The 14,956-nt window shown below is 65.5% G+C and carries 20 protein-coding genes; 14 read left to right on the top strand and 6 right to left on the bottom strand.

Annotated features, from left to right (window positions below):
- The first annotated feature begins 24 nt into the window (after nucleotides 1-24).
- On the top strand, nucleotides 25-831 hold the full coding sequence (locus tag CXX84_RS18590) for a hypothetical protein (protein ID WP_102978207.1): 807 nt from the start codon (nucleotides 25-27) through the stop codon (nucleotides 829-831).
- The gene (locus CXX84_RS18585) at nucleotides 821-1,570 is read left to right on the top strand and encodes a LamB/YcsF family protein (RefSeq protein WP_102978206.1); all 750 of its coding nucleotides are present in this window, start codon (nucleotides 821-823) and stop codon (nucleotides 1,568-1,570) included. The genes CXX84_RS18590 and CXX84_RS18585 overlap by 11 nt, the downstream gene beginning before the upstream one ends.
- On the opposite strand, the gene CXX84_RS18580 is transcribed toward CXX84_RS18585, so the two are convergent.
- Nucleotides 1,567-2,925 (bottom strand): DUF445 domain-containing protein, encoded by a 1,359-nt coding sequence (locus CXX84_RS18580; RefSeq protein ID WP_102978205.1) that lies wholly within the window; start codon nucleotides 2,923-2,925, stop codon nucleotides 1,567-1,569. The two genes, CXX84_RS18585 and CXX84_RS18580, sit on opposite strands and share 4 nt — an antisense overlap.
- A 49-nt stretch (nucleotides 2,926-2,974) precedes the next feature.
- Here CXX84_RS18580 and CXX84_RS18575 point away from each other — a divergent pair, with 49 nt between their 5' ends.
- The 6 genes from CXX84_RS18575 to CXX84_RS18550 all read left to right on the top strand — a co-directional run bounded on the left by CXX84_RS18575 (nucleotide 2,975) and on the right by CXX84_RS18550 (nucleotide 6,358).
- Complete coding sequence (locus CXX84_RS18575) at nucleotides 2,975-3,874, top strand: glycerophosphodiester phosphodiesterase (RefSeq protein WP_102978204.1); 900 nt, start codon at nucleotides 2,975-2,977, stop codon at nucleotides 3,872-3,874.
- A 60-nt stretch (nucleotides 3,875-3,934) separates the two neighbouring features.
- Nucleotides 3,935-4,453: a hypothetical protein gene (locus tag CXX84_RS18570; RefSeq protein ID WP_102978203.1), complete on the top strand. Its 519-nt coding sequence runs from the start codon at nucleotides 3,935-3,937 to the stop codon at nucleotides 4,451-4,453.
- Complete coding sequence (locus CXX84_RS18565) at nucleotides 4,450-5,244, top strand: AzlC family ABC transporter permease (RefSeq protein ID WP_223253165.1); 795 nt, start codon at nucleotides 4,450-4,452, stop codon at nucleotides 5,242-5,244. Before CXX84_RS18570 ends, CXX84_RS18565 begins: the two co-directional genes overlap by 4 nt.
- Nucleotides 5,241-5,552, top strand: coding sequence for an AzlD domain-containing protein (locus CXX84_RS18560; protein WP_102978202.1), 312 nt, complete (start codon nucleotides 5,241-5,243; stop codon nucleotides 5,550-5,552). Before CXX84_RS18565 ends, CXX84_RS18560 begins: the two co-directional genes overlap by 4 nt.
- A gap of 110 nt (nucleotides 5,553-5,662) precedes the next feature.
- Nucleotides 5,663-5,920 (top strand): hypothetical protein, encoded by a 258-nt coding sequence (locus CXX84_RS18555; protein WP_102978201.1) that lies wholly within the window; start codon nucleotides 5,663-5,665, stop codon nucleotides 5,918-5,920.
- A gap of 81 nt (nucleotides 5,921-6,001) precedes the next feature.
- Nucleotides 6,002-6,358, top strand: coding sequence for a hypothetical protein (locus tag CXX84_RS18550; protein ID WP_102978200.1), 357 nt, complete (start codon nucleotides 6,002-6,004; stop codon nucleotides 6,356-6,358).
- Between the two features lie 86 nt (nucleotides 6,359-6,444).
- Here the strand turns inward: CXX84_RS18550 and CXX84_RS18545 are convergent, their stop codons facing one another.
- On the bottom strand, nucleotides 6,445-6,663 hold the full coding sequence (locus CXX84_RS18545; RefSeq protein ID WP_102978199.1) for a hypothetical protein: 219 nt from the start codon (nucleotides 6,661-6,663) through the stop codon (nucleotides 6,445-6,447).
- 185 nt (nucleotides 6,664-6,848) lie between these two features.
- Nucleotides 6,849-7,484: a TetR/AcrR family transcriptional regulator gene (locus CXX84_RS18540; RefSeq protein ID WP_102978198.1), complete on the bottom strand. Its 636-nt coding sequence runs from the start codon at nucleotides 7,482-7,484 to the stop codon at nucleotides 6,849-6,851.
- A 118-nt stretch (nucleotides 7,485-7,602) separates the two neighbouring features.
- Between CXX84_RS18540 and CXX84_RS18535 the strand changes: the two genes are divergently transcribed.
- The 6 genes from CXX84_RS18535 to CXX84_RS18510 all read left to right on the top strand — a co-directional run bounded on the left by CXX84_RS18535 (nucleotide 7,603) and on the right by CXX84_RS18510 (nucleotide 12,484).
- Nucleotides 7,603-7,926: an MTH1187 family thiamine-binding protein gene (locus tag CXX84_RS18535; RefSeq protein ID WP_102978197.1), complete on the top strand. Its 324-nt coding sequence runs from the start codon at nucleotides 7,603-7,605 to the stop codon at nucleotides 7,924-7,926.
- A gap of 71 nt (nucleotides 7,927-7,997) precedes the next feature.
- Entirely contained in the window at nucleotides 7,998-8,675 is a 678-nt protein-coding gene (locus tag CXX84_RS18530; protein ID WP_102978196.1) for an O-methyltransferase, read from the top strand.
- A gap of 95 nt (nucleotides 8,676-8,770) precedes the next feature.
- Complete coding sequence (locus CXX84_RS18525; protein ID WP_102978195.1) at nucleotides 8,771-9,250, top strand: Dps family protein; 480 nt, start codon at nucleotides 8,771-8,773, stop codon at nucleotides 9,248-9,250.
- Nucleotides 9,251-9,264: 14 nt separating this feature from the next.
- Nucleotides 9,265-10,374 (top strand): hypothetical protein, encoded by a 1,110-nt coding sequence (locus CXX84_RS18520; protein ID WP_102978194.1) that lies wholly within the window; start codon nucleotides 9,265-9,267, stop codon nucleotides 10,372-10,374.
- Nucleotides 10,368-11,744 carry a bifunctional PIG-L family deacetylase/class I SAM-dependent methyltransferase gene (locus CXX84_RS18515; RefSeq protein ID WP_102978193.1) on the top strand — a complete coding sequence of 459 codons (1,377 nt, stop codon included), beginning with the start codon at nucleotides 10,368-10,370 and terminating at the stop codon, nucleotides 11,742-11,744. Before CXX84_RS18520 ends, CXX84_RS18515 begins: the two co-directional genes overlap by 7 nt.
- Complete coding sequence (locus tag CXX84_RS18510) at nucleotides 11,741-12,484, top strand: glycosyltransferase (protein ID WP_223253164.1); 744 nt, start codon at nucleotides 11,741-11,743, stop codon at nucleotides 12,482-12,484. Before CXX84_RS18515 ends, CXX84_RS18510 begins: the two co-directional genes overlap by 4 nt.
- A gap of 64 nt (nucleotides 12,485-12,548) precedes the next feature.
- Here the strand turns inward: CXX84_RS18510 and CXX84_RS18505 are convergent, their stop codons facing one another.
- From CXX84_RS18505 to CXX84_RS18495, 3 genes are all read right to left on the bottom strand, one after another.
- Entirely contained in the window at nucleotides 12,549-12,725 is a 177-nt protein-coding gene (locus tag CXX84_RS18505; RefSeq protein WP_102978192.1) for a CsbD family protein, read from the bottom strand.
- Between the two features lie 158 nt (nucleotides 12,726-12,883).
- The gene (locus tag CXX84_RS18500) at nucleotides 12,884-13,141 is read right to left on the bottom strand and encodes a hypothetical protein (protein ID WP_102978191.1); all 258 of its coding nucleotides are present in this window, start codon (nucleotides 13,139-13,141) and stop codon (nucleotides 12,884-12,886) included.
- A gap of 382 nt (nucleotides 13,142-13,523) precedes the next feature.
- Nucleotides 13,524-14,726, bottom strand: coding sequence for a YihY/virulence factor BrkB family protein (locus tag CXX84_RS18495; protein WP_102978190.1), 1,203 nt, complete (start codon nucleotides 14,724-14,726; stop codon nucleotides 13,524-13,526).
- Nucleotides 14,727-14,956: the final 230 nt, after the last annotated feature.

Below are 14,956 nucleotides of genomic sequence, written 5' to 3'. Positions count from 1 at the left end.
CCGGCGAGACAAACAGGGGTGACCATGGCCAAGCGCAGCAACCCGGCAGTACGAATCGCACAGGAAACCGCCCACAGTGCGGTGTTCGACGCAGATGGAAAGCCCAAACCGGGTGTCCACAACATGCTCCTGAAAGCGGTGGAGATCCAGCGCCCGCTGGTGGTGGCCTACATCCGCAGGCTGCAGAAGAAGCATCCCCGGGCCACCGCCGCGCAGCTTGCGGACATTTTGGAACGTGACTACCTGCGCGCGGTCACCGGTGGCGGTGCGCTGGTTGGTGCAAGCGCCGTCGTGCCCGGTGTCGGCACTGTCGCGTCGCTCGGGCTCTCTGCCGCTGCCACCGTCGGGTTCCTGGAAGCGACAGCCCTCTACTCCACCTCCCTCGCCGAACTGCACGGGATCAGGCTCACCAACCCCGAAAAGGCCAGCACCATGGTCATGGCCATCATGCTGGGCGAGGAAGGGACCGCGCTTCTGGGGACACTCAGCGGCCAGGCGGCCGGCAGCGGCATGAATGCCACGAAGACCTGGGGCAACGTCCTGTCCAAGTCCATGCCGGTGCCGGGCTTCGGCAGCATCCGGAACAGAATCCAGAAAGCGTTCCTCAAGAACCTCCTCAAGCGGCAGGGGACCGCGCTGTTCGGGCGGGCGCTCCCGTTTGGCATCGGCGCCGTTGTAGGCGGAGCCGGCAACCTCATGATGGGCCGCGCGGTGGTGGCCAATGCCAAGGAGGCGTTCGGGCCCATGCCGGACACCATCCCCGGAGAGCTTAAAGCCGCGGCTGCAGCCCCGGACAACCACATGCTGGAAGGCAATACTTTTGGATCTTAACGCTGACCTCGGCGAATCATTCGGCTCCTGGAAGATGGGGGACGACGCCTCGATGTTCCAGCTGCTCACCAGCGCCAACGTTGCCTGCGGCTTCCATGCCGGGGATCCCGTCACCATGCTGGACAGCTGCCGGGCGGCCTATGAACTCGACGTGACCGTCGGCGCCCACGTTGGGTACCGGGACCTGGCCGGTTTCGGCCGCCGCTCCCTGGACATGAGCTTCGACGAGCTGTTCGGCGATGTGCTGTACCAGCTGGGAGCGCTCGACGGCGTGGCCCACGCCGTGGGTGCCTCAGTGGACTACGTGAAACCGCACGGAGCCCTCTATAACCGGCTGGTGCACGACGCTGAACAGGCCTCTGCCGTGGTTGCCGCGGTGAACGCCTATGATCCGGGCCTTCCCATCCTGGGGCTGCCGGACTCTGAGCTGCTGAAGCAGGCCCGGGACGCCGGGCACCCGGTGTTCATCGAGGCCTTCGTGGACCGCGCCTATCGTGGGGACGGCACGCTGGTGCCGCGCTCGCAGGAGGGTGCCGTGTTGCACGACGTCGACGCGATCGTCGAGCGGGCGGTGCGGCTGGCTGCCAAGGGCGAGGTGGTGGCTGTTGACGGCACGGTGGTGCAGGTCCGCCCGGATTCCCTGTGCATCCACGGTGACACGCCGGGTGCCGTGGAGATGGCCGCCGCTGTCCGGGCGGGGCTGGAAGCTGCCGGCATCGGGCTGGAGTCCTTCGCCTAGCCGAAAATCAGGTGCGCCACCGTAAAGATGGCAAGCCCTGCCAAGGCGCCCACCACGGTGCCGTTGATCCGGATGAACTGCAGGTCCTTGCCCACCTGCAGTTCGATCTTCTGCGACGTCTCTTCGGCGTCCCAGCGGGCCACGGTATCCGTGATCACACCGGCGATGTCCGACCTGTACGTCCGCACCAGGTAGCCCGCGGCGTCGCCGATCCACGCGTTGACCTTCCCGGCCAGTTCAGGGTCGCTGACCAGCCGGGAGCCGAAGTCCCGCACGGCCGCCTTGAATTTGACGGTCAGTTCACTGTCCGGATCATCGACGGCGCCCAGCAGCGCGTTCTTGACGGTGCCCCAGGTGCGGGAGGCAAGTTCGCGGACCTCGGGATCGCCCAGGACCTGCGCTTTGATGTCCTCAGCCCGGGCGATCATCGCGGGATCGTGCTGCAGGTCCTGCGCCAGGTCGTTCAGGTACTTGTCGATGGACTGCCGTACCTGGTGGTTGGGGTCGGCCTGTACCGCACGGACGAATTTCAGGATCTCCACATAGACCTTGTCACCCACCAGCCCGTCCACGAACTGCGGCACCCAGGTGGGGGAGCGGTCGGACACCAGGTGCGTGACCGTTTCGTGGTTGTCGTCCACCCAGTCGGCCGCGCGGTCCACCAGCAGGTCTACCAGTTTGTGGTGGTGCCCGTCGTGGAAAATCCGTTCCGCCAGCTTGCCCACCGGCGGTCCCCACGGGGGAGCCAGCAGGTGCTTGCGCACCATTCCCTCGATGACCGTCTGGACGTCGTCGTCATTCAGTACCTTGAACAGGCCGCGGATGACGGCGGCGCCTTCCTTGGCCACCCGCTCCGAGCCTGCGGGCGTGGCAAGCCACTCACCCGCCCTGCGCGCAATGTTCACGCTGGCCAGCTTGTCCTGGACCACCTGCTCCGAAAGGAAATTGGTCTCCACGAACTCGCCCAAAGAGGCGCCGATCTGGTCCTTCCGGCGCGGAATGATGGCAGTGTGCGGAATCTTAATGCCCATGGGGTACTTAAACAGCGCCGTAACAGCGAACCAGTCAGCAAGCGCGCCAACCATGCCGCCCTCGGCCGCCGCCCGCACGTACTGAAGCCACGGATACTCCTTCTGCAGCGCGAACGCGAAGACAAAAATCACCGCCATCACCACCAGCAGCCCGAGCGCCACCAGTTTCATCTTCCGCAGCGCTGCCGCCTTTTCGGCGTCACCCTCACTCAGGGCATGGCCGACGGCGGCGCGGGCCGTTGTGCGGCCCGTTGCGCCGGGGGGTGCGGAAGGGGCGGGCCTGGTGGGTGCTTCCCGGGTAGTTGGCTCAGAGTTCACCTGCATGTGCCAAGCCTAGTCCCGCAGGACGGGGCGGGTCCGCTACCGTGGCTCCATGACTACTGACGAGTCAGCGCCGCAGCGGCCCCTGGTGTTTGCCCATCGGGGATCGAGTGCCGCATTTGCCGAACATACCCGTGCCGCCTACCGCCAGGCCCTGGCCGACGGCGCCGACGGCGTGGAGTGCGACGTGCACCTGACCCGTGACCAGCACGTTGTCCTCCTGCATGACGCCAACCTGGACCGGACCTCGGACGGTACCGGGCCGGTGGCGGAACGGACGCTGCGGGAGCTCCGGCGCCTGGATTTCTCATCCTGGAAGGGCGTCCGCATCCCGGAGCTGTACGGTGCACGGTCCGAACAGTTGCTGACCCTTCCGGAGCTCCTGGAAATCCTCCGGGGTGCCGGACGGCCGGTGAAACTGGCCATCGAGCTCAAGCATCCCAGCCCCTACCAGCTTAAGCTGGAGGACCGCGTGCTTGAGGTGCTGCGGAGCGAGGGCTGGGACGCCGTGAGTTCCTCGATAGGGAACATCTCCGTGACGTTCATGAGTTTCAGCCCGGACTCTGTCCGGCACCTGCTCGCTGCTGTCCCGCCGGAATTCATCTGCCAGCTGGTGGACGACGTGGACATCCGGGTGATCCGCGGCGGACTGGGATTCGGGCTGATTGCAGGGGGCGCAATCGCCAACATGATGAAGGCCGCCCAGGTGGAAGGCGAGAGGATCCTAAACAATGGCGAGGTTGGCCTCGCCGGGCCCGGCATCGAATATGTGCGCAAGCATCCCTCCACCGTCCGCCGCTGGCTTGCTTCCGGCCGGCGCTTCCGCGTGTGGACGGTGGACTCGGAGCAGGATGTTGCGGTGTGTGCGGGATTGGGAATCCAGGAGATCACCACCAACGTACCTGCCAGGGTGCTGGGTCAGCTGCAGGTGGCCCCGGCGCAGGGAAGGTAGGGGAGCGGGCCCGGGCCCGACGGTTTAAGGTGCCCGCCCTGCCTGTGATTGAGTGGAGCCATGCCTTTTCCCCGCTCCGGCCGGGCCGTCCAAAACCTGTCAGCTGCAGCCATGAGTACGCTGCTGCTGGCCAGCGCCATGAAACATTTCCGTGACCCAGGCTTCTACCGCCAGGTGGTACCGGACTACCTCTGCCGCGAGGACGCTCCTTCCGGCAGCACCGCTGCCGGGCTTGCCGCTGCTGCAGGGATGTCCGACGGTGGTGCCTCGCGCGGTGCCGCGTCGGCGCATCCGCTTGCCCTCCTCTCACGGGAGGAATGGATCGCGCTCAGCGGACTCGTGGAACTGGCAGCCGCCGTCGGAATCCTCATCCCGGCAACGCGCAGGGTGACCGCGACGGGCACGGCGATCATGTTCACCGCCTTCCTGGCAGGACACCTCGACGCGCTCCGGCAGGCTTACGGACCGCAGGGAAGCCGGGCCCGGAAGAGGGTGCACACCCTGAGGCTTCCGCTCCAGGCCCCGCTCATAGCCTGGGCCTGGAGCCTGCGGCGGGAGACCGGGAGAGCCCGCCCGTGAACCTGCTGGCCTCTCCGGCGGTGAGGATGGGCATTTCCATCAGTATCGCCACCGGGCTGTACGGCGTGTCCTTCGGGGCGCTCTCCGTTACCTCCGGGCTCACCTTCTGGCAGACCATGGCGCTGAGCCTGCTCCTGTTCAGCGGCGGCTCCCAGTTCGCGTTCATCGGCGTGGTGGCAGGCGGCGGCTCCGGCATTGCCGCCATGAGCGCCGCCACCCTCCTGGGCATGCGCAACGGGATCTACGGCATGCAGCTCAACGCCCTCCTGCACCCCACGGGCTGGCGCAAATACGTTGCGGCCCAGCTGACCATCGATGAATCCACGGCAACCAGCTCGGGCCAGACTGACCCGGCAGAGCAGCGTCGCGGGTTCTGGGCGGCCGGCATCGGCATCTACGTCCTGTGGAACCTTTTCACGGCCATCGGCGCGCTCGCCGGCAGCGGCCTGGGCGATCCCAAGCAGTGGGGTCTGGACGGGGCCGCTGTGGCCGCCTTTTTAGGGCTGCTCTGGCCGCGGCTCAAGGGACGCGAGCCGGTTGCCATTGCCGTGGTGTGCGCCGTGGCAACTGTCATCGCGGTGCCGTTCGTCCCCGCCGGGGTGCCCATCCTGGTGGCGGCCGTGGTTGCAGCCGTGATCGGGTGGTTCAGCCATGGCCGCAGCGATGAAGGCCTGGAGCCCGACGTGGACCCCTACCGGGACCGCCACCACCATGGCAGGCAGGACAGCCACTCTCCCGGCAGGCTCTCTCCAGGCGCGTCGAGCGACGAACGTCCGGGAGCAGCCGAATGAGCCTGTGGATATGGCTGCTGATCGCGTGTGCCCTTGCTTACGCATGGAAGCTCGTCGGCTATTTCGTTCCCGCCCGGCTCCTGGAAGACCCCAGGATGTCGCGGGTGGCAGGCACCATGACCATCGGATTGCTCGCCTCCCTGACAGTCGTCAACACCTTTGCCACGGGACAGTCCCTCGCCGCTGACGCCAGACTCGGAGCGCTGGTGGCCGCCGGCGTGGCCCTGGCGCTCCGGGCGCCATTCCTGGTGGTGGTGCTCGCAGGTGCGGGAACGGCTGCCTTGTTACGCATCCTTGGCTGGAACTGATTAACAGCAGGAAATAATGCTGTGAGCACCATCACCTGTGCCGGTCCTGTCCGGTTGTACTATAAAAGCGGCTATGCAGTCGGCCATGGGATCTCGTATGAACGGTGACGATGGAAAATCAGCTGCATGCAGCCGGGGAAAGAGCCGGGCGTCCCCACAAAAAGAACGTTCGACGGCGGGCGGGCCTCCCTGCCAAACGCTTCTTCACCCGGTTTGCCGGCTTGACCGACGTTCCGGCTGAGGACCTGGAGTTCCTGGCCCAAAGCCTGCGGACGTCGCTTGACCTGGATCCTGCGTCCCGGATTCCGGCGCTGCACGCGTTGGTGCGCCAGGAGCTTCATGCCAGGGGGGAAGCCGGCAGCGAGTAGCAAAGCCATCCCGGGGCCGATGTGTGGTGGACTGGAACCAGGGCCGCATTCCACTGCGGCGGCCATCAAGGAGGAGCCGAGATGAACAATCCGTCACGTCCGGAACAGCCGGAAGATGCGCAGGGCACTGAGAACGGTGGTGCTCCGAACCCTGGTACGGAAGGCGCAGGTGCCGGGGCTCCCCAGGGCGCCGCCCACCGGGAGATGCCACCAAAAGCCGCCGAAAAACAAGCTTCCCGCCCGCCATCAACCGAGCAGCACGGAAAGGCGCGGCAAAACTATCTCGATCCGCGCGGTTCGGAAGCCACCAGGGAGATGCGGGATACGGCCCGGCGCCGCCGGGACGCGGAGGAAAAGCTGCAGCAGCACCTCGCCGAAGCGAAGGACCACATTCCCAATGAGCACCATGGCGACGGCGGCCAGGGCCCATCACGTTAAGACCCTGTGGGGAAGTGGTACTGCATCAAAAAGAGGGCGTCCGGGGGGTGACGCCGGTCAGGACACTTACCGGCTCAGCAGGCTGGCTAGGCCACGCCGTAGCCGTCAGGCGAAGCGGCGCGCCGGCAGCTTTCTTCGACAGCCATTTCGTACCAGGCCTGCGCGCCGAATTCGGGTTCTGGCGTGTCCAGGTTTTGGTACAGGCCGTCCAGCAGGTTTGTCAGCTCTTCCGGAGTCAGGCCGGGAAGGACTTCCTCCGGCCCGCGGGGATCGTTCAGATAGTGGTTCAGCTTGGAGCTGTTCATCGTGACACGGCCATGGTGCGCCGGAAATAGCCAAACTGGTTCAAGGGTCACTCCATTCCATGCCACGTAGGCGGGCTGGCTGCGTAACCCTCCTTGAGTGTATTGCACCGCCTGCGCGCCCACAACGGGACCATTTCGGGGGCACCGGCGCGGGTTCGCGCTCCCCCTGCCCGGATCCCGGGGAGCTAGGCCGGCAGTGGACCTGCCACGGCGGAGCCCGGAACCGGTACGTGGGCCGGAAGCGGGCGGGCGGGCCTTGCTGCCCGGATAGCGTCCTCCACCAGGGCCAGCGGGCGGCGCCAGGCGTCGGAACCGGGTTCCATGGTGTCCACCACGCCGATGAGCATCGCCAGCAACCGGAACATGTCAGTCATCGAGATGTCCTCCCGCAGGCTTCCCTGGCCCTGGGCGCGCACAAGGAGCACGCTCATGGATTCCATGAGCGATCCGGTGATGCCGGTCAGGAGCTCACGCCTGCCTGCCACGGCACCCAACAGGTTGGCATCGGCACTCGCAGCAGCCATCAGCGCCTCAAGGACCCGGAACAGTCCGGCGGCCGCGTCAATATCGGCGAGGGCACCGTCCATCACCGGATCCACCGTGAGGCGGAGCTGCCGGTTGAGCGCGGCGAGAACCAGCTCTTCTTTGTCAGCGAAATTACGGAAGAGGGTTGCCGGGCCAACTCCGGCCGTTGCCGCGATGGTCTGCAACGGCACTTCGGGCCCAAACTCGCGGAAGCACTGGCGCGCCGCTGTGATGATCTTGTCCACGTTCCGCGCAGCGTCGGCGCGGAGCGGCTTGCGGGCGACTGCGAGGCTCATGCGAAAAGGTTAGCAATGGAGCATGCACCATTCACCGTTACTGAAGGGTAGGGGGTTATGTGACGCTCCCGGCTGCCTTCACGCCTGTGGTCCAGGCCCGGCGTGGGACACTGGCATCATGTTGCTCGCGTTTTCAGTTGCCCCGTCCGGCACCCCCAGCGAAGGTTCCAGCTCCTCCGACGCCTCGGTGCACGACGCCGTTGCGGCCGCTGTCAAGATCGTCCGCGAGTCCGGGCTGCCCAATCAGACGGACTCGATGTTCACCACCATCGAAGGTGAATGGGACGAGGTTTTCGACGTCGTCAAGCGGGCAACGGAGGCAGTGGGACGGTACGGCAGCCGCGTCTCCCTGGTGATCAAAGCCGATATCCGGCCCGGCTACACGGGAGAGCTCACGGCAAAAGTCGAGCGCCTGGAAAACGCCCTCGCCGACGGCTCCTGACCGGGGCGGCATTGCCCGCCGTCGACCCTTTTTCTCTGGACCCGCACCCCGCCGCGTGCCAAACTGTGCCCATGTTCGAGCACAAGACCCGGCCGGAGTGGACAGCCGCTGAAGACTTCCTGACCCGCGTCGTGGTGCATCCTAATCCTGCGCTGGAACGGGCCATCAGCTCCGCCGCCGAGGCAGGCATGCCCGCCATCGAGGTGGCACCCAATGCCGGAAAGCTGCTCAAGCTCCTGGTCCAGCTTTCCGGCGCCCGGCGCGTGCTGGAAATTGGCACGCTCGCCGGCTTCAGCACCATCTGGATGAGCAGCGGCCTGCCCGACGACGGCACTTTGGTCACGTGCGAATTCCTCCCCAAGCACGCGGAGGTCGCATGGGCCAACATTGATGCAGCGGGGCTGGGGGAGAAGGTGGAGATCAGGCTGGGGCCGGCGCTGAAAACCCTGGCTGCGCTTGAGGAGGAAGGCCGTGAGCCTTTCGATTTCATTTTTATCGACGCGGACAAGGAGAACAACAGCAGCTATCTGGACTGGGCGGTCCGGCTGGGAAGGCCCGGTTCCACGGTGGTGCTGGACAACACCGTCTGGGAGGGCGCAATCCTGGACCCCTCGATTGACCCGGCCAATGCCCCTGGCATCATCGATGCGCTCAAGCTCCTGGGTGAGCACCCCCGGCTGGACGCCACCGTCATCCAGACCGTCGGCTCCAAGGGCTGGGACGGGTTCGCGCTGGCGCGCATCAGGTAGCACCTGCATCTCCGCCCATCGAAACTGCTAAGTATGCTTAGAATAATGTCCGGCTGGAGTTCAGCCGGGACCGACAGCAGCAGTGGAGGAAATTGATGAAAGCGTCACCCACCCTTGCCAGCAATCTACAGATGGTGCTTACCGACCTCATCGAACTGCATGTGCAGGGAAAGCAGGCCCACTGGAACGTGGTTGGTGCGAACTTCCGCGACCTGCACCTGCAACTCGACGAGATCATCGCTGCCGCCCGGCTTTTCGCTGACCAGGCTGCCGAGCGGATGCGGGCCCTGCATGCACTTCCCGACGGCCGGAGCAGCACGGTCTCCGCCGGCAGCCGGCTTGAGGAGTTCCCCGAAGGGCTGACCTCCACCAAAGACACCGTCAAACTCATCACCGCCAGGCTGGAACGGGCCGTCCAGACCATGCGCGACGTCCACGATGACGTTGACGAGGAAGACCCCACCAGCGCAGACCTGCTGCACGCGGCGATCGAACGGCTGGAGCAGTTGGCCTGGATGGTCAACGCCGAAACCATGGCCCCCACCGCCAAGGTGACCGAACCGGCAAGCAACTAGGCGCCCGGCCCCTGATGCCGGAACGCTCCGATATAGGCAGCGCACCATCCGCCGTCTCCCTCCCGGAACGCGCCAACCCTGTAGTCCGCCTGTCCCCTCACGGGGGAGGGCCCCACGGTACGGATCCCCTGTTCCAGGAGATCGCCGCCGCTGCCGGGAACGTCCCCGCTTTGCTTGCCCTGGCCCGGGAAGCGGGGAAGCGGTGGCCCCAACCCGGCAGTGGCAGCACAGGACTCCTGTGGGAGTTCCTGGCAACTGTGGCCGCCATCGACGTTGCTGCTGCCAGGGTCTTCGAGCCGCACCTGGATGCGCTGGCCATCCTTAAGCAGGCAGGCCGGGACCCTTCACGTGCCACCGGTTCCTGGGGCGTCTTTGCTGCGGAAGGCCAAGGAACACGGCTCTCCGCAGAGCCGCACGGCTCAGGGGTGCTCCTGGACGGGGCCAAGCCGTGGTGCTCACTCGCCCCCGTCCTTGACCACGCGGTGATCACTGCGCACACGGACGACGGCGGGAGGGCGGCTTTCGCGGTCAACCTCCGCCACCCCGGCGTCACCTGCGAGGAACCTGCCTGGGTGGCCAGGGGCCTGCAGGAAATTCCCAGCGGCACCGTTCACTTTGACCGGGTCCCCGCCGAGCCGCTGCAGGGGACAAACTGGTATTTCAGCCGGCCCGGGTTTGCCTGGGGTGGAATGGGCGTGGCCGCGTGCTGGATCGGAGGAGCGGTAGGTCTTGCCCGGGACTACCGCGATTCGCTGCAGGCAGGAAAGTCCGCCGGCAGGGAACCGGACCAGATTGCGCTGGCCGCGCTCGGGGAATTGGACCGCGTGCTGACCTCAGCACTGCAGCACCTTGCGCACACGGCGGAACGAACCGACCGGGCCCGGCTTCCCGGCGGGCAGGCCTCGGCATGGAGCGACGCCCTGCGGGTGCGCGGAACCTGTGCCGCCGCCGTCGACCGCGTGCTGTCCATGGTGGGCAGCAACCGGGGACCTGGCCCGCTGGCCTTTGACGGGAAGTATGCCAAGCGGATGGCGGACCTGGCGTTGTACGTCCGCCAGCACCACGCCATGCGAGATGACGCCCAGCTGGGCGCCTTGACCCTGAAAGGTGACGCCGCGTGGTGACCTTCGCGCACACTGACGAAGGGACTGACGAAGCATCCTGGGCGGCCGGGGGACTCCCGCTCATCCCCGAACTCCCGCTGGCTCCAGAGGAGCTGGCCGCCATGCGGTTCCTGGTGCTCGCAGCCCACCCCGACGACGAAACGCTCGGAGCAGGCGGACTGCTGGCGCGGCTCCACGGACTAGGGGCGGAGGCCCACGTCCTGTTGTGCACGGCCGGGGAGGCCTCGCATCCCAACTCGCAGACCGTCTCGCCGGAGGAGCTGAAATCCATCCGCCTGGCGGAGTTCGCAGCGGCGCTGGGGCTGATGGGGTTTGAAGACCGCTGGCAATACCTGGGTCTTCCGGACAGCGGCCTGGCGGAGCACGCGGAGGACATCGCCCGCTCCATCACCGAAGCCGCGGAGCGGCTGGAAGGACCGGCCGAGCAGCTGGTCATCGTTGCTCCCTACCGCGCGGACGGGCACGGCGACCATGACACCCTGGGGACAGTGGCCGCCGGTGTTGCCGCCGGCCGCGGCCATGCCCTGCTGGAGTACCCCGTCTGGTACTGGCTCTGGGCAAACCCCGGGCACCCCGAATGGGAGTCCTGGCTACGGCTGCCGCTGGAACCTGCAGAGCAGGCTGTCAAAGAACGTGCCATGCAGACGCACGCCAGCCAGACCAGGCCGCTTTCGCCGCATCCCGGTGACGAAGTCCTCCTGGGCAGCTCCTTCCTGAGCCATTTTTCCCGCCCTTACGAAACCTTCGCCTGGACTCCCGGGGCCGGACAGAGGCCCTACACCAGCAAGGAGGCGGAGCGCCTCTTTGACCGGGTCCACTCGCAGGATCCGGACCCCTGGAACTACACCACCAGCTGGTACGAGCAGCGGAAACGCGCCCTGACGGTGGCGGCACTTCCCAACAAAAGCTATTCCGCGGGGCTGGAAATTGGATGCTCCATCGGTACTCTGACCGCTGATCTTGCGCCGCGGTGCGCCACTCTGCTGGGCGTGGACGCCAGCAGGGCAGCACTGGATCGGGCGGAAGAACGGCTGCTCAGCTTCCCGGGCGTCTCCTTGCGTCAACTGACGCTTCCCGCCGCGTGGCCCTCCGGGAGCTACGATCTGGTGGTGCTGTCCGAGGTGGGGTACTACTTCGGCGCAGATGAGTTTGATCTGCTGCTCAGGAAAATCAGGACCTCGATGCTGCCGGGCGGCACCCTGCTGCTCTGCCATTGGCGGCATCCCGTTTCCGGCTGGGAGCTTGATGGTGAAGCCGTCCACACCATGGCGAGGAACCGGCTGTCCTGGCCCACTGCCGCGGTGTACCGGGAGCGTGACTTTCTCCTGGAGACGTTAACAGCACCCGGGGCAACGGCGCCGGCCCCTTGACCCCGATTGACCGGGTGGCCGTGGTGATTCCGGTGCACAACGAGGAAGAGCACCTGGAGCGCGCCCTTTCAGGCGTGGAGGCCGCCGCATCCGCGGTACAGCTCGTCCAGCCGGGTACGGACGTCACTGTTCTCGTGGTCCTTGATTCCTGCACTGACGGGTCTGCGGAAATAACCTCAGGGTTCACCACCAGGAACAGGTGCTTTTCAGCCCATACCGTCGACTTTCGAAGCGTCGGGCGGAGCCGGCGATCCGGGACATGGGAGGTTCTGGGTGCGGCAAACGACAGAAGCCCGGATGACGCCGCCGGGCTGTGGCTGGCAAATACTGACGCCGATTCGGTCGTTCCTGCCAACTGGCTGGTGGGACAGCTGGCGTTGGCCGCGGCGGGAGCCGATGCAGTCCTCGGCTCCGTTGAAATGGACCCTGCCGGGGTGGCGCCCGAGCTCCTCAGCCGCTGGCAGTCGCTGCATCTTTTCGAGGAAGACCATACCCACGTTTTCGGCGCGAACTTTGGCATCCGTGCTTCCGCTTATCTGGTGGCCGGCGGTTTCCCGCGGTACCTGGTGCATGAGGACAGGGTGCTGGCGGCACGGCTGCGGGAGAAGGGGTTTGACGTGCGGGCGACAGATACGGTGCGTGTCCGGACCTCCGGCCGGACAGAAGCCCGCGCTCCTGAGGGGTTCGGCGGCTATTTGCGGATGCTCGGCATGGACCCTGAGCTGACGCCTGAGAGGTAAAGCCGGCTGTGGTTTTAAAGGCAAAGGGGCTGCTGCGTTACGCAACAGCCCCTTTTCCCCGCGGCTACTCTTTCTTGAAAGCGTCCTTGACCTTTTCGCCGGCCTGCTTCAAATCAGCTTTGGCCTGGTCCATCTGGCCTTCGGTCCGGAGGCTTTCATCATTAGTTGCTTTGCCGGTTGCTTCTTTGGCTTTGCCGCCCATTTTCTCGGCCGCATTGTCAATTTTGTCATCCAAACCCATGGCATTTCTCCCTTCGGCTGGTGCCGGAGGCGCCGACGCCCCCGCCATGCCTTCATGCTAGCCACCACCAGGTAACTTCAACAGGTTCTGTGAAGGTGGTGATCCGGCTGGCCTTGCAGGCGTGGACGGGCAGCGTCCGCGAGTGGGGGCTGATGGGGTTAGACCAGGTCCGGCGCGCTGGCCACGATGTAGTCGGCTGCTGCCGGACCGGTCATTGACAGATTGTTGCTGTCCGGATTGATGCCGTGCTCCAGCAGGGCTTCCCACAGTGCCTCGGGAGGCTGCAGCTGGGCTTTGTGGAGGAGGCACCAGCTGGTGTAAAGCCCGTAGAGCTCATCCCGTCCCAGTCCCAGTCCCGGCTCCCTGTCCGGTATGACGGCTTCGGCAAGAAATTCTTCAAAGTGTGTAGCAGGCATGTCCGCTCATTCGGGGTCGACCGTGATGCCGCCGTATCTGCTTCAGCGGTCCTGCCGGCCTCCGGAGAAGCCAGCAGCGTAGTCTTGAAAATATTGCAGTATTCCCTGCTTGTCCAGTTACCCCGGGATTACCCGGTACGACACACCGAACAGGGCCCAACTCCAGAAGTGGATGGAGGGGGCCGACGGCGACTGGGGGGACTGGCCTCGGTCTCAGAAGAGGCCATCTCACCGCCGACCCCGCCTGCTCCCGGATCACCATGCCAACCCGGGAAACTCAACAGGACCTCCACAACAATTTTCCCTCATTGTGAAGGTCCTGCCTAGTCCCCGCCAGGGCCTAACGGGGGACAGTCCCGCCGGCTATGGCTCCATCGCTTCCCTAGTTTTGTTCTCCGCCGTTGGCGCGGTCACGAAGCTTGTTCCGGACCCTGTCGCGATGTGGTTCCGTAGGCTGGGCGCCGTTCGTGCCGTCGTCGTCGGCCTTGCCTTCATCCCCCTCGGAGGCACCGTCCTGGCCGTTGTCAGCGCTGTACTTCTCGCGCAGCTCGCGGCCATGCTGAATGTCCTCCTCTTCCTGCTTCTGCAGCTTCTCGCTCTTCTTGGTATCCCGCGGCGGCAGCTGGATGGTCTCTTCCGCCTTGATGCCGGCCTGGAGCTGGCGTCCCCGTTCCATCTCCGCATCAAACTCCGCACCGAAGAGCAGCGACATGTTCAGGATCCACAGCCACAGCAGCATGACAATCACGCCGCCGAGGGCGCCGTAGGTCTTGTTGTAGTTTCCAAAATTGCCCACATAGAAACCGAAACCAACCGACGCGAGGAGGAAGACGAACAGCGCAATGCCCGAGCCCATGCTCATCCACTTGAATTTGGGCTGCTTGACGTTGGGGGTTGCGTAGTACAGGACCGCGATGATAACGATAATCAGCCCCACCATGACCGGCCATTTGGCGATGTCCCAGATCGTGAGGAAAATGCCGCTCAGGCCGATCAGGCCGCCCACGGCCTCAGCCACGGGACCACTCAGCACCAGCATGCCTGCCAGGATGGCGACGATGACCACGGCCAGGAGGGTGACGGCGAGCATGGTGCCACGCAGTTTGACGAAGGCACGGCCCTCGTCAACCTCATACACCCGGTTCATGGCACGGCCGAAGGCGCCCACATAGCCGGATGCAGACCACAGGGCGGTGGCAAGGCCGATCACCAGGGTCAAACCGGCAGCAGGTGCACTGGCAAGGTCTGCGACCACTCCGCCTACCGTGTCAGCAGTCTCGGCCGGGACAAATCCCCTGACGATCTGCAGGAGCGCGTCAGTGGTCTTTTGCGGGTCACCAAAGATTCCGACCAGGGACACAAGTGCCAGAATCGCCGGGAACAGCGACAGCACCGCGTAGTAGGTCAAAGCGGCGGCGAGGTCCGGGCACTGGTCCTTGTTGAACTCCCGCAGGGTCTTCTTGAGGATGTATTTCCAGTTCGGCTTGTCCAGGTCTCTGGGGCTGTCCGGCTTCCGGGAGTCGTTCGGATCCGGTGCCTGTCCTGCTTTGGCAGTACTGGTTTCGGAAGAGTCGTGAGTGGCCATGGGGTGTCCTCTCGGTCAGGGCCTGAACCTGACAGGCCGGCTCCGCGTTTGGCGGGCCGGCCTGTCGGGTGGTGCTTAGTACTTGCGGGTGCCGCAGCAGACCCGTCAGGTGTTTTGGACGTTGGTTTTGGCGTCGGTGGCGCGGTCCTTGACGTCGGTGGCCGCGTGTTGGCCTTCGGCTTTGACGTTTTGGGCTGCGTCGGTGGCCGTGGCCTTGACGTTCTCCATGG

The organism is Arthrobacter sp. AFG7.2 (genome assembly GCF_002892835.1).
Lineage (GTDB): Bacteria > Actinomycetota > Actinomycetes > Actinomycetales > Micrococcaceae > Arthrobacter.
This window is presented reverse-complemented; position numbering and strand designations above follow the sequence as displayed.

Excerpts from the sequence above, each read along its gene's own strand:
- CXX84_RS18590 (WP_102978207.1), top strand. The coding sequence starts at position 25 with ATGGCCAAGCGCAGCAACCCGGCAGTACGAATCGCACAGGAAACCGCC.
- CXX84_RS18580 (WP_102978205.1), bottom strand. The coding sequence starts at position 2,925 with ATGCAGGTGAACTCTGAGCCAACTACCCGGGAAGCACCCACCAGGCCC.
- CXX84_RS18575 (WP_102978204.1), top strand. The coding sequence starts at position 2,975 with ATGACTACTGACGAGTCAGCGCCGCAGCGGCCCCTGGTGTTTGCCCAT.
- CXX84_RS18570 (WP_102978203.1), top strand. The coding sequence starts at position 3,935 with ATGCCTTTTCCCCGCTCCGGCCGGGCCGTCCAAAACCTGTCAGCTGCA.
- CXX84_RS18560 (WP_102978202.1), top strand. The coding sequence starts at position 5,241 with ATGAGCCTGTGGATATGGCTGCTGATCGCGTGTGCCCTTGCTTACGCA.
- CXX84_RS18555 (WP_102978201.1), top strand. The coding sequence starts at position 5,663 with ATGGAAAATCAGCTGCATGCAGCCGGGGAAAGAGCCGGGCGTCCCCAC.
- CXX84_RS18550 (WP_102978200.1), top strand. The coding sequence starts at position 6,002 with ATGAACAATCCGTCACGTCCGGAACAGCCGGAAGATGCGCAGGGCACT.
- CXX84_RS18545 (WP_102978199.1), bottom strand. The coding sequence starts at position 6,663 with ATGAACAGCTCCAAGCTGAACCACTATCTGAACGATCCCCGCGGGCCG.
- CXX84_RS18540 (WP_102978198.1), bottom strand. The coding sequence starts at position 7,484 with ATGAGCCTCGCAGTCGCCCGCAAGCCGCTCCGCGCCGACGCTGCGCGG.
- CXX84_RS18535 (WP_102978197.1), top strand. The coding sequence starts at position 7,603 with ATGTTGCTCGCGTTTTCAGTTGCCCCGTCCGGCACCCCCAGCGAAGGT.
- CXX84_RS18530 (WP_102978196.1), top strand. The coding sequence starts at position 7,998 with ATGTTCGAGCACAAGACCCGGCCGGAGTGGACAGCCGCTGAAGACTTC.
- CXX84_RS18525 (WP_102978195.1), top strand. The coding sequence starts at position 8,771 with ATGAAAGCGTCACCCACCCTTGCCAGCAATCTACAGATGGTGCTTACC.
- CXX84_RS18520 (WP_102978194.1), top strand. The coding sequence starts at position 9,265 with ATGCCGGAACGCTCCGATATAGGCAGCGCACCATCCGCCGTCTCCCTC.
- CXX84_RS18505 (WP_102978192.1), bottom strand. The coding sequence starts at position 12,725 with ATGGGTTTGGATGACAAAATTGACAATGCGGCCGAGAAAATGGGCGGC.
- CXX84_RS18500 (WP_102978191.1), bottom strand. The coding sequence starts at position 13,141 with ATGCCTGCTACACACTTTGAAGAATTTCTTGCCGAAGCCGTCATACCG.
- CXX84_RS18495 (WP_102978190.1), bottom strand. The coding sequence starts at position 14,726 with ATGGCCACTCACGACTCTTCCGAAACCAGTACTGCCAAAGCAGGACAG.